Raw genomic sequence first — 14,282 nt, 5'->3', positions numbered from 1 at the left:
GTGCCAGAACCGTTCTTTAAAAATTTGGGTATGTGATAGAAGTAGACTGAATAATCTCTTTCACTGGTGATTATTCAAGTCAAGGTAAAATTTGCGAGTTCAAGCGCGAATTTTCGGCGAATGTCGTCTTCACGTTCGAGACAATAACCAGATTGCTTGGGGTTATATGGTCAAGTGAAGAAGCGCATACGGTGGATGCCTTGGCAGTCAGAGGCGATGAAAGACGTGGTAGCCTGCGATAAGCTTCGGGGAGTCGGCAAACAGACTTTGATCCGGAGATCTCTGAATGGGGAAACCCACCTAGCATAAGCTGGGTATCTTGCACTGAATACATAGGTGTAAGAGGCGAACCAGGGGAACTGAAACATCTAAGTACCCTGAGGAAAAGAAATCAACCGAGATTCCCTTAGTAGTGGCGAGCGAACGGGGATTAGCCCTTAAGCTTCTTTGAATCTAACAGAACGCTCTGGAAAGTGCGGCCATAGTGGGTGATAGCCCCGTATGTGAAAGGTTCTTTGAAGTGAAATCGAGTAGGACGGAGCACGAGAAACTTTGTCTGAATATGGGGGGACCATCCTCCAAGGCTAAATACTACTGACTGACCGATAGTGAACCAGTACCGTGAGGGAAAGGCGAAAAGAACCCCGGAGAGGGGAGTGAAATAGAACCTGAAACCGTATGCGTACAAGCAGTGGGAGCCTACTTTGTTAGGTGACTGCGTACCTTTTGTATAATGGGTCAGCGACTTATATTTAGTGGCGAGCTTAACCGTATAGGGAAGGCGTAGCGAAAGCGAGTCTTAATAGGGCGTTTTAGTCGCTGGGTATAGACCCGAAACCGGGCGATCTATCCATGAGCAGGTTGAAGGTTAGGTAACACTGACTGGAGGACCGAACCCACTCCCGTTGAAAAGGTAGGGGATGACTTGTGGATCGGAGTGAAAGGCTAATCAAGCTCGGAGATAGCTGGTTCTCCTCGAAAGCTATTTAGGTAGCGCCTCACGTATCACTCCAGGGGGTAGAGCACTGTTTCGGCTAGGGGGTCATCCCGACTTACCAAACCGATGCAAACTCCGAATACCTGGAAGTGTCAGCGTGGGAGACACACGGCGGGTGCTAACGTCCGTCGTGAAAAGGGAAACAACCCAGACCGTCAGCTAAGGTCCCAAAGTTATGGTTAAGTGGTAAACGATGTGGGAAGGCTTAGACAGCTAGGAGGTTGGCTTAGAAGCAGCCACCCTTTAAAGAAAGCGTAATAGCTCACTAGTCGAGTCGGCCTGCGCGGAAGATGTAACGGGGCTCAAACCATACACCGAAGCTACGGGTGCATCGCAAGATGCGCGGTAGAGGAGCGTTCTGTAAGCCTGTGAAGGTGAGTTGAGAAGCTTGCTGGAGGTATCAGAAGTGCGAATGCTGACATGAGTAACGACAATGGGAGTGAAAAACTCCCACGCCGAAAGACCAAGGGTTCCTGCGCAACGTTAATCGACGCAGGGTTAGTCGGTCCCTAAGGCGAGGCTGAAGAGCGTAGTCGATGGGAAACAGGTTAATATTCCTGTACTTCTAGTTACTGCGATGGAGGGACGGAGAAGGCTAGGCCAGCTTGGCGTTGGTTGTCCAAGTTTAAGGTGGTAGGCAGAGATCTTAGGTAAATCCGGGGTGTTAATGCCGAGAGCTGATGACGAGTCATCTTTCAGATGATGAAGTGGTTGATGCCATGCTTCCAGGAAAAGCTTCTAAGCTTCAGGTAACTAGGAACCGTACCCCAAACCGACACAGGTGGTTGGGTAGAGAATACCAAGGCGCTTGAGAGAACTCGGGTGAAGGAACTAGGCAAAATGGCACCGTAACTTCGGGAGAAGGTGCGCCGGCGAGGGTGAAGTATTTACTGCGTAAGCCCATGCCGGTCGAAGATACCAGGCCGCTGCGACTGTTTATTAAAAACACAGCACTCTGCAAACACGAAAGTGGACGTATAGGGTGTGACGCCTGCCCGGTGCCGGAAGGTTAATTGATGGGGTTAGCGAAAGCGAAGCTCTTGATCGAAGCCCCGGTAAACGGCGGCCGTAACTATAACGGTCCTAAGGTAGCGAAATTCCTTGTCGGGTAAGTTCCGACCTGCACGAATGGCGTAACGATGGCGGCGCTGTCTCCACCCGAGACTCAGTGAAATTGAAATCGCTGTGAAGATGCAGTGTATCCGCGGCTAGACGGAAAGACCCCGTGAACCTTTACTGTAGCTTTGCACTGGACTTTGAGCCTGCTTGTGTAGGATAGGTGGGAGGCTTTGAAGCGTGGACGCCAGTCTGCGTGGAGCCATCCTTGAAATACCACCCTGGCATGCTTGAGGTTCTAACTCTGGTCCGTTATCCGGATCGAGGACAGTGTATGGTGGGCAGTTTGACTGGGGCGGTCTCCTCCTAAAGAGTAACGGAGGAGTACGAAGGTGCGCTCAGACCGGTCGGAAATCGGTCGTAGAGTATAAAGGCAAAAGCGCGCTTGACTGCGAGACAGACACGTCGAGCAGGTACGAAAGTAGGTCTTAGTGATCCGGTGGTTCTGTATGGAAGGGCCATCGCTCAACGGATAAAAGGTACTCCGGGGATAACAGGCTGATACCGCCCAAGAGTTCATATCGACGGCGGTGTTTGGCACCTCGATGTCGGCTCATCACATCCTGGGGCTGAAGCCGGTCCCAAGGGTATGGCTGTTCGCCATTTAAAGTGGTACGCGAGCTGGGTTTAGAACGTCGTGAGACAGTTCGGTCCCTATCTGCCGTGGACGTTTGAGATTTGAGAGGGGCTGCTCCTAGTACGAGAGGACCGGAGTGGACGAACCTCTGGTGTTCCGGTTGTCACGCCAGTGGCATTGCCGGGTAGCTATGTTCGGAATAGATAACCGCTGAAAGCATCTAAGCGGGAAACTAGCCTCAAGATGAGATCTCACTGGGAACTTGATTCCCCTAAAGGGCCGTCGAAGACTACGACGTTGATAGGTCGGGTGTGTAAGCGCTGTGAGGCGTTGAGCTAACCGATACTAATTGCCCGTGAGGCTTGACCATATAACACCCAAACAATTTGCGTGTTGTACGGTGAAGACGTAACGAACCGAAAGTTCGTGTGAACCGCAAATACCTGTCACATACCCGAATCTGGATGAGCGTGTGCATCTGCCACGAGCGTCCATAAAGAATTGCTTGACGACCATAGAGCGTTGGAACCACCTGATCCCATCCCGAACTCAGTAGTGAAACGACGCATCGCCGATGGTAGTGTGGAGTTTCTCCATGTGAGAGTAGGTCATCGTCAAGCTCCTATCCCAAGACCCCTGGTCAGCATCGCTGGCCGGGGGTTTTGCTTTTGTGGCGCGAAAAAGGACGCCGTTCGACATGGAAACGTTGATTTCTACCTTCATCCTGCTGGGTGTTCTGAGCCTGAGCGTCGGTCAGCTGCTCGCCTTCTGCCTGCTCGTGGCGCGGGCAGGGCCAGCTGCGATTCTCGCCCTGATCATCCCGGGTTTCGGCTTCTTTCTAGGGCGCCGGCACGGTATCTATAAATGGCTTCTGCTGCCTTACCTGGTGTGCATGGGCTGCTTCCTCGTCGCCATGATCATGGCCGGATGAGCGCCTGCAAATACTTGCCGCCTTAGCTGAGAGCAGGGCTCGTAGCCCTCTAGAACAGCCATTACAGCGTTATTCTCCCTTTCCTGCGGGTAGCGGTGTTCCTGTTACAAAGCCTCTGCTGCCACACTGATGGCATTTCATCCAACTGTCACATTCCAGTCATAGAGTCTTCATGCGGCCTGCCGATACTGGCCCCCGTTCCATCCAACCCCATTCTCCTTAAGGAGCAAGGCATGAAACTCAAGCGTTTGATGGCGGCCCTGACTTTTGTCGCTGCAGGCGTAGGCACCGCCAGTGCGGTAGCCGCGATCGATCCGGCCCTGCCGGACTACCAGAAAGCCAGCGGTGTGTCGGGCAACCTGTCGAGCGTCGGTTCCGACACTCTGGCCAACCTGATGACCATGTGGGCGGAAGAGTACAAGCGCCTGTACCCGAACGTTAACGTGCAGATCCAGGCCGCCGGTTCCTCCACCGCGCCGCCGGCTCTGACCGAAGGCACCGCCAACTTAGGTCCCATGAGCCGCAAGATGAAGGACGTCGAGCTGCAGGCCTTCGAACAGAAGTACGGCTACAAGCCGACCGCTGTTCCGGTTGCCGTGGATGCCCTGGCGATCTTCGTGCACAAGGACAACCCCATCAAGGGTCTGACCATGCAACAGGTCGACGCCATCTTCTCCTCCACCCGCCTGTGCGGCGGCAAGTCGGAAGTGAAGACCTGGGGTGACCTGGGCCTGACCGGCGACTGGGCCAACAAGCCCGTTCAGCTGTTCGGTCGCAACTCCGTCTCCGGCACCTACGGCTACTTCAAGGAAGAAGCCTTGTGCAAAGGCGACTACAAGCCGAACGTGAACGAGCAGCCGGGTTCGGCTTCCGTGGTTCAGTCGGTCAGCCAGTCCCTGAACGGCGTTGGTTACTCCGGTATCGGTTACAAGACCGCTAGCGTGAAGACCGTTGCCCTGGCCAAGAAAGAAGGCGGCGAGTTCATCGAAGACAACGAGGCGAATGCCCTGAACGGCACCTACCCGCTGTCGCGTTTCCTCTACGTCTACGTCAACAAGGCGCCGAACAAGCCGCTGAACCCGCTGGAAGCCCAGTTCCTGAAGATGGTGCTCTCCAAGACCGGCCAGCAGGTTGTCGTGAAAGACGGCTACATCCCGCTGCCGTCCAAAGTCGCCGAAAAAGCGATCAAGGATCTGGGTCTGTAATCAGCCCTTCAACCGGGCGGAGATCCCGCCCGGCATGGGCTGACGCTTACTCGACCGAGCCCGCCAGCATGGCTCTGCTGGCGGGCTTTGTCGCGTCACCTCCATGTCATCTTTCTGTCATATAGGGCCGCTAGGGTGTCACTCCATGAACGACATGGCCAACTCCCCGATGACTTCTTCTCTCCCCGAGCGGATCGATTTCAATACGCCTGCCCTGCAGCGCAAGCGCCGTATCCGGGCGCTCAAGGATCGACTGACCCGTTGGTACGTCCTGGTCGGCGGGCTCGCCGTGCTGGCTGCCATTACCCTGATCTTCTTCTACCTCGCCTACGTCGTGCTGCCGCTGTTCCGCGGCGCCGAACTGGAGGCGCGTGACCCCCTCGCTCCGACCTGGCTGAAAACGGCCCAGGCGCCGCTGCTGCTGAGCATCGAAGAGCAGAACATGGTGGGCATGCGCGTCGCCGCCAACGGCGAAGTGGTGTTCTTCGACGCCAAGAAAGGCGACGAGATGGACCGCGTTGCGCTGAAGCTGCCCGCCGGCACCAGCGTCACCTCCATCGCCGAGGACCAGCCGGGTCATCCGACCGTCGCGCTGGGCCTGTCCAACGGCCAGGTGCTGGTGTTCAAGCACAACTACAAGGTCACCTACCCGGACAACAAGAAGACCATCACCCCGCACATCGACTATCCCTACGGCGAAGCGCCGATGAACCTGGATCCCCAGGGCCGTCCGCTGGAGCACGTGGCGATCGTCTCGGGTGACGACAGCCTGTTGCTGGCCGCGTCCACCGGCAGCGAAATGCTCCTGCTCGGCCTGACTCAGCAGGAAAACATGCTGACCGGCGAGAGCACCCTGCAGGAAGAACGCATCAACTTGCCGCAGATCGCCGATCCGGTGAAGGCCATCTACATGGACCCGCGCAAGCAGTGGCTCTATGTGCTCAATGGCCGCGCCCAGGCCGACGTGTTCGACCTGAACTCCCACCAGCTCAACGGCCGCTACAAGCTGCTGGATGACGCGTCCGCCGAAGTGACTGCCAGCAGCCAGCTGCTGGGTGGCATCTCGCTGATGGTCGGCGACTCCAAGGGCGGCATCAGCCAGTGGTTCATGGCCCGTGGCGAAGACGGCGAACCGCGCCTGTCCCACGTGCGTGATTTCAAGCTGGGCGACCAGCCGATCTCCAGCATCGCGCCGGAGCAGCGCCGCAAGGGCTTCCTGGCCATCGACAAGCAGGGCAACCTGGGCATTTTCCACAGCACCGCGCACCGTACGCTGCTGGTGGAGAACGTCGCGCCCTCCGCCGGCCCGATGGCCCTGTCGCCGCGCGCCAACCGACTGATCCTCGAGCAGGGCGGTGAGCTGCGTCGCTTCAGCCTGAGCAACCCGCACCCGGAAGTGTCATTCAGCGCGCTGTGGGGCAAGGTCTGGTACGAGAGCTACGACAAGCCGTCCTACGTTTGGCAGTCCACCGCCGCGACCACCGACTTCGAGCCCAAGCTGAGCCTGTCGCCGCTGACCTTCGGTACCCTGAAGGCCGCGTTCTACGCGATGATCCTCGCTGCTCCTCTGGCCATCGCCGCCGCCGTCTACACCGCCTACTTCATGGCTCCGGGCATGCGCCGCAAGGTGAAGCCGGTGATCGAGCTGATGGAAGCGCTGCCGACCGTGATCCTCGGCTTCTTCGCCGGCCTGTTCCTGGCGCCGTACGTCGAAGGCCACCTGCCGGGCATCTTCAGCCTGCTACTGCTTACCCCGCTGGGTATCCTCGCTGCCGGCCTGATCTGGAGCCGTCTGCCTGAGCGCATCCGCCTGAGCCTGCCGGCCGGCTGGGAAGCGGCGATCCTGATCCCCGTGGTCCTCGCCACCGGCGCCTTCGCCCTGTGGATGAGCCCGCACCTGGAGACCATGTTCTTCGGCGGCGACATGCGCCTGTGGATCAGCCATGACCTGGGCATCACCTACGACCAGCGCAATGCTCTGGTAGTGGGCCTGGCCATGGGCTTCGCGGTGATTCCGAACATCTTCTCCATCGCCGAAGACGCCATCTTCAGCGTGCCGCGCAGCCTGACCTACGGTTCCCTGGCCCTGGGCGCCACGCCCTGGCAGACGCTGACCCGCGTGGTGATCCTGACCGCCAGCCCGGGCATCTTCTCCGCGCTGATGATCGGCATGGGCCGCGCCGTGGGCGAGACCATGATCGTGCTGATGGCCACCGGCAACACCCCGGTTATGGACGTGAACATCTTCCAGGGCATGCGCACCCTCGCGGCGAACGTCGCGGTGGAAATGCCCGAGTCGGAGGTGGGCGGCACTCACTACCGCGTGCTGTTCCTCTCGGCACTGGTCCTGCTGTCCTTCACCTTCGTGATGAACACCCTGGCAGAGCTGATCCGTCAGCGCCTGCGCAAGAAATACGCGTCGCTCTAAGCGACGCCCGACGAGGCTACGTTCCGTGAAACAGAAACAGGAATCCGTCAAAGCGTGGTTTGCCAGCGGTTCTCCCTGGGTGTGGATGAACGCGGGTGCGGTGTCCATCGCCGTGATCATGACCATCGGCCTGCTCGCCGTGATCGCCGTGCGCGGTCTCGGCCACTTCTGGCCGGCGGATGTGATCGAAGCGACCTACACCGTCCCCGGTGAAGCGCCCAAGACCCTGATCGGCGAAGAAGTCCAGGTCGAGCAGGTGCCGCGCGAACGTCTGCGCGGCGCCGGTCTGCCGGTGCCGGACAATGGTCCGGAGTTCATGACCCGCGAACTGCTCAAGCTGGGCAACCGCGACCTCTACGGCAGCGACTTCTCCTGGGTAATCGGCGAATGGCTGACCGACCGTCGTCACCCGGCAGACCTGGTCACCCTGGAGCGCCGCGAGTGGGGCAACTTCTATGGCTACCTGCTGAGCGTGAAGGAAAACGGCAAGGTGGTTGCCGAAGGTCCGGGCGCCATGGCCGAGCTGCAGACCCGTCTCAAGCGCGTCGATGAGCTCTACAGCAAGCTGTACCGGCTGGAGAAGAAGGACATTGGCGGCATCAACCATGGTCTGGAGCGCCTGCGCCTCAAGGAACGTGGCCTGCAGCTGAACAACAAGCTGGATGCCACCGCCGAGGCCGACATCGCCGCCGGCCGCGCCGAGCTGAACGCCCAGTACAAGGTGCTGGAAGAGCAGCTCAACGGCCTGCACCAGGAGTTCAACCGCGACAGCATCGTCATGCGCGACGCCACCGGCCAGCAGACCGAAATCAGCGTCGGCAAGCTGGTGCATGCCTACCAGCCGAACCAGATGGGCGTGGCCACCAAACTGAGCTTCTACTTCAAGAAGCTGTGGGAATTCCTCAGCGATGACCCGCGTGAAGCCAACACCGAGGGCGGTATCTTCCCGGCCATCTTCGGCACCGTGATGATGACCCTGGTGATGGCCGTGATCGTCACCCCGTTCGGTGTGATCGCTGCCGTCTACCTGCGCGAGTACGCCCGCCAGGGCCTGCTGACCCGCATCATCCGCATCGCGGTGAACAACCTCGCGGGTGTTCCGGCGATCGTCTACGGCGTGTTCGGCCTGGGCTTCTTCGTCTACGTGCTGGGCGGCTCGCTCGACCGGATGTTCTTCCCCGAAGCCCTGCCGGCGCCGACCTTCGGCACGCCGGGGCTGTTCTGGGCCTCGCTGACCCTCGCCATCCTCGCGGTGCCGGTGGTGATCGTGGCCACCGAAGAAGGCCTGGCGCGCATCCCGCGGGCCACCCGTGAAGGCTCCCTCGCCCTGGGCGCGACCAAGGCCGAGACCCTGTGGAAAGTGGTCCTGCCGATGGCCAGCCCGGCGATGATGACCGGCCTGATCCTCGCAGTGGCCCGTGCTGCCGGTGAAGTGGCGCCGCTGATGCTGGTGGGCGTGGTGAAGCTGGCTCCGGCGCTGCCGGTGGACGGCAACTACCCGTACGTGCACCTGGACCAGAAGATCATGCACCTGGGCTTCCACATCTATGACGTCGGCTTCCAGAGCCCGAACGTCGAGGCCGCGCGCCCGCTGGTGTACGCCACCGCGCTGCTGCTGGTGATGGTGATCGCCCTGCTGAACTTCTCGGCCATCGCCATTCGTAACCGCCTGCGCGAAAAGTACAAGGCGCTGGAAAACTGATTCTGCAGGCGGCGGGCCGTGCCCGCCGCCTGGCCTCCCAAGGAGACTGAACATGCAACATGACACCGCATCCCACGGCATCGATATCGGCGCGCTCGGCCGCGGCGACCGCCATGGCATGAACCTGGAAAGCGAGACCGTCGCCCTCGAAGTGCCCGGCCTGAGCCTGTTCTACGGCGAAAAGCAGGCGCTGTTCGACGTCAGCATGAACATTCCCAAGCAGCGCGTGACCGCCTTCATCGGCCCGTCCGGCTGCGGCAAGTCGACCCTGCTGCGTTGCTTCAACCGCATGAACGACCTGGTCGATGGCTGCAACGTGAAGGGCGAGATCCTCCTGGACAGCCACAACATCTTCGCCAAGAACGTCGACGTCGCCGAACTGCGTCGCCGCGTCGGCATGGTGTTCCAGAAGCCCAACCCGTTCCCCAAGAGCATCTACGAGAACGTGGTGTACGGCCTGCGCATCCAGGGCATCAACAAGAAGCGCGTTCTCGACGAAGCCGTCGAGTGGGCGCTCAAGGGCGCTGCCCTGTGGGATGAAGTGAAGGATCGCCTGCACGAATCCGCCCTCGGCCTCTCCGGTGGCCAGCAGCAGCGTCTGGTCATTGCCCGCACCATCGCCGTGGAGCCGGAAGTCCTGCTGCTCGACGAACCCTGCTCGGCACTGGACCCGATCTCCACCCTGAAGATCGAAGAGCTGATCTACGAGCTGAAATCCAAGTTCACCATCGTCATCGTGACCCACAACATGCAGCAGGCCGCACGTGTCTCCGACTACACGGCGTTCATGTACATGGGCAAGCTGATCGAGTTCGGCGATACCGATACCCTGTTCACCAACCCGGCCAAGAAGCAGACCGAAGACTACATCACCGGTCGCTACGGCTAGTCTCGCGGTATTGCGTGCGCGGTAGAACTTCCCGGAGAACATCACAAGCCAGCGGCCCGGCGCCTGCGGCTTTCGCGGAGCGAACATGATCAACAAAGAAAGCCTCACCCACCACATCTCGCAGCAGTTCAACGCCGAACTGGAAGATGTGCGCAGCCACCTGCTGGCCATGGGCGGCCTGGTGGAGAAGCAGGTCAACGACGCGGTCAACGCGCTGATCGACGCCGACTCGGGCCTGGCCCAGCAGGTGCGCGAGATCGACGACCAGATCAACCAGATGGAGCGCAACATCGACGAGGAATGCCTGCGCATCCTCGCCCGCCGCCAGCCGGCTGCCTCCGACCTGCGCCTGATCATCAGCATCTCCAAGTCGGTGATCGACCTCGAGCGCATCGGCGACGAAGCCTCGAAGATCGCCCGCCGCGCCATCCAGCTGTGCGAGGAAGGCGAGTCGCCGCGCGGCTACGTCGAGGTGCGCCACATCGGCAACCAGGTGCGCAAGATGGTGCAGGAGGCGCTGGACGCCTTCGCCCGTTTCGACGCCGACCTCGCACTGTCGGTTGCGCAGTACGACAAGACCGTCGACCGCGAATACAAGACCGCCCTGCGCGAGCTGGTCACCTACATGATGGAAGACCCGCGTGCCATCTCCCGCGTGCTCAACGTCATCTGGGCGCTGCGTTCGCTGGAGCGTATCGGCGACCACGCGCGCAACATCGCCGAACTGGTGATCTACCTGGTGCGCGGCACCGACGTCCGCCACATCGGCCTGACCCGCATGAAGGAAGAGGTGCAGGGCACCGCTGGCAAGGCCGACAAGGCCGAATAAGCCAGACGCCCGTACCAGAACGGACCCGGCCATCGCGCCGGGTTCGTCATTTTATGGCCGAGCGGTCCCTCACCAATGGCATGTAGCCACCCGGCAAGGCTATCCTTCGCCCTATCGTTTTCGGGAGATGCCGATGGGCAAGGTCAGTGTGCTGGTCGTGGATGACGCTCCGTTCATCCGTGACCTGGTGAAGAAGGGGCTGCGGGACCATTTCCCCGGTCTGCAGATCGAAGAAGCGGTCAACGGCCGCAAGGCGCAGCAGTTCCTCGCGCGCCAGGCCGTGGACCTGATCCTCTGCGACTGGGAAATGCCCGAGCTGTCGGGTATCGAGCTGCTTACCTGGTGCCGCGAGCAGGACCACCTGAAGACCACGCCCTTCATCATGGTCACCAGCCGAGGCGACAAGGACAACGTGGTGCAGGCCATCCAGGCCGGCGTCTCCGACTTCATCGGCAAGCCGTTCTCCAACGACCAACTGGTGAGCAAGGTGAAGAAGGCGCTGTCGCGAGCCGGCAAGCTGGAAGCCCTTGCGGCCCAGGCACCGCAGCGCAGCCTGGTCGGCTCCATGCCCAATGACTCCCTGGCTGCTCTCACCGGTGGCAAGGCCGAGGTAGTACGCCCGGCGGCCGCGCCCGCTGCGCCGCGCCCGGCGGCTCCGGCACCGGCTGCCGCCGCTCCGGCCGCCCGCAGTGGCGCCAAGGGCCAGCAAGGCCAGCTGCGCCTGCCCTCGGCGAGCCTGCCCTGCGTGATCAAGGCGCTCAGCCTCAAGGAAGCGCTGCTGGTGGTGAAGCGCGGCACGCCGCTGCCCCAGGTGCTGGAAAGCGCCGTGCTGGACCTGGAAGAAGACAGCGACGTCGCCCGCCTCAACGGCTACCTGCATGCCGTGGCCGCGCTGGAACCCAAGCCGGACAGCGAGTGGTTGCAGCTGACCTTCCGCTTCGTCGACCGCGACCCGCAGAAGCTTGACTACCTGTCCCGGCTGATCGCCCGCGGCAGCTCTCAGAAGCACTACGTGCCCGGCGCCTGATCCGGTTACAAATCCGCCCGCCGGCAACCGGGACTGTTTCACAGGCCGACCGGCGGCAGGTCGCGACGCACGGGCGACGCTGCTAGTCTTGCCAGCGTCGCCATACCTATAACCAGAGTCGACATGCTAGGGCGCAGTATCCTCCTGTGCGGTCTTCTGGCCGCATCCGGGACGGCTTCGGCCGTGACCATCTACAAGTACACCGACGCCAATGGCGTGGTCACCTACACGGACAAGGCCGTGGCGGGTGCGGCTGTCTTCGTTTTCCGCGATCGCATGGTCGAGCACCTGGAAGAACAGGTGAAGCTGGAGACGAAGAAGCACGCCGGCGGCGAGACCCTGCAGGTGCGCAACGACCTGTACGCACCGGTGGAAGTCGAGCTGAGCGTGACCGGTGTGCAGAACGCCGTGGGCGCGCCGGAGCGGCCGATCCGCTGGGTGCTGCCGCCGCGCAGCTCGATTCGCCTCGCCACCCTGGCACCGCTCGATCCCGCCAGGCCGCTGCGCTACAAGCCCAAGCTGCGCTATGCGCTGGGCGATCCGCGACTGACGCCGTTGTCCTACCAGTACGCGCTGCCATGGACCGGCGGGCCGTTCCGCCTGACCCAGGGCGCCAATGGCCGCTACAGCCACTTCACGCCCAAGGGCCGCTACGCCATGGATATCGCCATGCCAGTAGGCACGCCGATCATCGCGGCGCGCGGCGGTACCGTGGTGAAGGTCGAGAACGGCCAGAGCGGGCGCGGCAAGAACCCCTCCGGCAACTTCGTGCGGATACTGCATGACGACGGCACCATGGGTGTGTACCTGCACCTGATGCGCGGCTCGGTGCTGGTGCGCGAGGGTCAGCGCGTTGGTACCGGTACGCCGCTGGCGCAGTCGGGCAACACCGGCAACAGCAGCGGTCCGCACCTGCACTTCGTGGTGCAGCGCAACGTCGGCCTGGCGCTGGAGTCGATTCCCTACGACTTCTCCCAGCCGGTGGATACGCTGCCGAATTTCGCGGTGGTGAAGGGCAACTGATTCGCTTCTTTCGCGTCCGCGTGGGCACGCTTTACTGCATGCCCATGACGCATGGCGCAGACCTGTAGGAGCGGGCCATGCCCGCGATCGCGCGCATGGCGCGCTCCTGCAGTCGAGCATTTGCCAACGAAAAAGGCTGCCCGGGGGCAGCCTTTTTCATTCAGGGCAAAAGACTCAGTCGAGCTTCACCACCTTGGCGAGGACAATCTTCGGGCCTTTCATCTTCTTCACGATGATGCGCAGGCCTTCGGTATCCAGCACTTCCTCTTCTTCCGGCACGCGCTTGAGGGTGTCGTAGACCAGGCCGGCGAGGGTGTCCGCCTCGACGTGGTCCAGGTCCAGGCCCAGCAGGCGTTCCAGCTTGAACAGTGGCGTGTCGCCGCGCACCAGCAGCTTGCCGGGTTGGTAGGCGACGATGCCGCGCTCGGCCTTGCGGTGTTCGTCCTGGATGTCACCGACCAGCACTTCCAGCACGTCTTCCATGGTCAGGTAGCCGACGACCTTGTGGTCGGCTTCCTCCACCAGCGCGAAGTGCGAGCCGCCCTGGCGGAACTGCTCCAGCAGGCGGGCCAGCGGCAGGTGCTTGGTGACCATTTCCAGCGGGTGGGTCAGCTCGTCGAGGTCGAAGGACTCCGGCAGGCTGTCCAGCGTGGCCAGGGCCAGCAGCAGGTCCTTGATGTGCAGCAGGCCGATGAACTCGCCCTTCTCGCTGTCGTACACCGGGTAGCGGCTGTACTTGTGGCGGCGAATGGTGGCGAGGATGTCGTCCAGCGGGGCGCTGCGCTCCAGGAAGACCAGGTCCTCGCGGGAGTTGGCCCAGTCCACCACTTCCAGCTCGCCCAGCTCCACCGCCGAGGCCAGCACGCGCATGCCCTGGTCGCTGGGGTCGTGGGCGCGGCTGGAGTGCAGGATCAGCTTGAGCTCGTCACGGCTGTAGTGGTGCTCGTGGTGAGGGCCCGGCTCGCCTTGCCCGGCAATCTTCAGGATGGTGTTGGCGCTGGCGTTGAGCAGCCAGATCGCCGGGTACATCGCCCAGTAGAACAGGTACAGCGGCACCGCCGTCCACAGCGACAGCAGCTCCGGCTTGCGGATTGCCCAGGACTTGGGCGCCAGCTCGCCGACCACGATGTGCAGGTAGGAGATGATGAAGAACGCAGTGAAGAACGACACGCCGCGGATGACTTCCTCGGAGTGCACGCCGACCGCGGCCAGCAAGGGCTCCAGCAGCTCGGCGAAGGCCGGCTCGCCGACCCAGCCCAGGCCCAGTGAGGCGAGGGTGATGCCCAGCTGGCAGGCGGAGAGGTAGGCGTCGAGCTGGTTGTGCACCTTGCGCAGGATGGTGCCGCGCCAGCCGTGCTGGTTGGCGATGGTCTCCACGCGGGTCGAGCGCAGCTTGACCATGGCGAACTCGGCGGCGACGAAGAAACCGTTGAGCACGACGAGGAACAGGGCGAACAGGATCAGGCCGAAATCGGCGAAATAGGTGAGGAAGTTGCTACTAGGGGAAGGGTCCATGGTTCTGTTGGTTCAAGAATGGACGGACAAGAATGCGGTTCGC

The 14,282-nt window shown here is 61.4% G+C and carries 9 protein-coding genes and 2 rRNA genes; 10 read left to right on the top strand and 1 reads right to left on the bottom strand.

Features of this window, described 5'->3' with window-relative positions; all coding sequences use genetic code 11:
* Positions 1-168 precede the first annotated feature (168 nt).
* The 10 genes from IB261_RS29475 to IB261_RS29430 all read left to right on the top strand — a co-directional run bounded on the left by IB261_RS29475 (position 169) and on the right by IB261_RS29430 (position 12,724).
* Positions 169-3,060, top strand: a 23S ribosomal RNA gene (locus tag IB261_RS29475).
* Positions 3,061-3,194: 134 nt separating this feature from the next.
* Positions 3,195-3,310, top strand: a 5S ribosomal RNA gene (gene rrf, locus IB261_RS29470).
* A gap of 77 nt (positions 3,311-3,387) precedes the next feature.
* Positions 3,388-3,621: a hypothetical protein gene (locus IB261_RS29465; protein WP_081515131.1), complete on the top strand. Its 234-nt coding sequence runs from the start codon at positions 3,388-3,390 to the stop codon at positions 3,619-3,621.
* Positions 3,622-3,854: 233 nt separating this feature from the next.
* A complete protein-coding gene (pstS, locus tag IB261_RS29460) occupies positions 3,855-4,826 on the top strand; it encodes a phosphate ABC transporter substrate-binding protein PstS (RefSeq protein ID WP_024762034.1) in 972 nt (323 codons plus the stop codon).
* A 394-nt stretch (positions 4,827-5,220) separates the two neighbouring features.
* A complete protein-coding gene (locus IB261_RS29455) occupies positions 5,221-7,254 on the top strand; it encodes an ABC transporter permease subunit (protein ID WP_192225392.1) in 2,034 nt (677 codons plus the stop codon).
* A gap of 25 nt (positions 7,255-7,279) precedes the next feature.
* Entirely contained in the window at positions 7,280-8,956 is a 1,677-nt protein-coding gene (pstA, locus tag IB261_RS29450; RefSeq protein ID WP_151188738.1) for a phosphate ABC transporter permease PstA, read from the top strand.
* Between the two features lie 52 nt (positions 8,957-9,008).
* Complete coding sequence (pstB, locus tag IB261_RS29445) at positions 9,009-9,845, top strand: phosphate ABC transporter ATP-binding protein PstB (protein WP_081515134.1); 837 nt, start codon at positions 9,009-9,011, stop codon at positions 9,843-9,845.
* Between the two features lie 85 nt (positions 9,846-9,930).
* Entirely contained in the window at positions 9,931-10,674 is a 744-nt protein-coding gene (gene phoU, locus IB261_RS29440; RefSeq protein ID WP_045217747.1) for a phosphate signaling complex protein PhoU, read from the top strand.
* A 133-nt stretch (positions 10,675-10,807) separates the two neighbouring features.
* Positions 10,808-11,701 carry a response regulator gene (locus IB261_RS29435; protein ID WP_081515135.1) on the top strand — a complete coding sequence of 298 codons (894 nt, stop codon included), beginning with the start codon at positions 10,808-10,810 and terminating at the stop codon, positions 11,699-11,701.
* A gap of 123 nt (positions 11,702-11,824) precedes the next feature.
* Positions 11,825-12,724 (top strand): peptidoglycan DD-metalloendopeptidase family protein, encoded by a 900-nt coding sequence (locus IB261_RS29430; RefSeq protein WP_081515136.1) that lies wholly within the window; start codon positions 11,825-11,827, stop codon positions 12,722-12,724.
* Positions 12,725-12,898: 174 nt separating this feature from the next.
* Here the strand turns inward: IB261_RS29430 and IB261_RS29425 are convergent, their stop codons facing one another.
* A complete protein-coding gene (locus tag IB261_RS29425) occupies positions 12,899-14,239 on the bottom strand; it encodes a hemolysin family protein (RefSeq protein ID WP_081515137.1) in 1,341 nt (446 codons plus the stop codon).
* Positions 14,240-14,282: the final 43 nt, after the last annotated feature.

This window comes from Pseudomonas sp. PDM20 (genome assembly GCF_014852575.3).
Lineage (GTDB): Bacteria > Pseudomonadota > Gammaproteobacteria > Pseudomonadales > Pseudomonadaceae > Pseudomonas.
This window is presented reverse-complemented; position numbering and strand designations above follow the sequence as displayed.

What these genes read in the sequence shown, in the direction of transcription:
- IB261_RS29465 (WP_081515131.1), top strand. Translation starts at nt 3,388, where the DNA reads ATGGAAACGTTGATTTCTACCTTCATCCTGCTGGGTGTTCTGAGCCTG.
- pstS (WP_024762034.1), top strand. Translation starts at nt 3,855, where the DNA reads ATGAAACTCAAGCGTTTGATGGCGGCCCTGACTTTTGTCGCTGCAGGC.
- pstB (WP_081515134.1), top strand. Translation starts at nt 9,009, where the DNA reads ATGCAACATGACACCGCATCCCACGGCATCGATATCGGCGCGCTCGGC.
- phoU (WP_045217747.1), top strand. Translation starts at nt 9,931, where the DNA reads ATGATCAACAAAGAAAGCCTCACCCACCACATCTCGCAGCAGTTCAAC.
- IB261_RS29435 (WP_081515135.1), top strand. Translation starts at nt 10,808, where the DNA reads ATGGGCAAGGTCAGTGTGCTGGTCGTGGATGACGCTCCGTTCATCCGT.
- IB261_RS29430 (WP_081515136.1), top strand. Translation starts at nt 11,825, where the DNA reads ATGCTAGGGCGCAGTATCCTCCTGTGCGGTCTTCTGGCCGCATCCGGG.
- IB261_RS29425 (WP_081515137.1), bottom strand. Translation starts at nt 14,239, where the DNA reads ATGGACCCTTCCCCTAGTAGCAACTTCCTCACCTATTTCGCCGATTTC.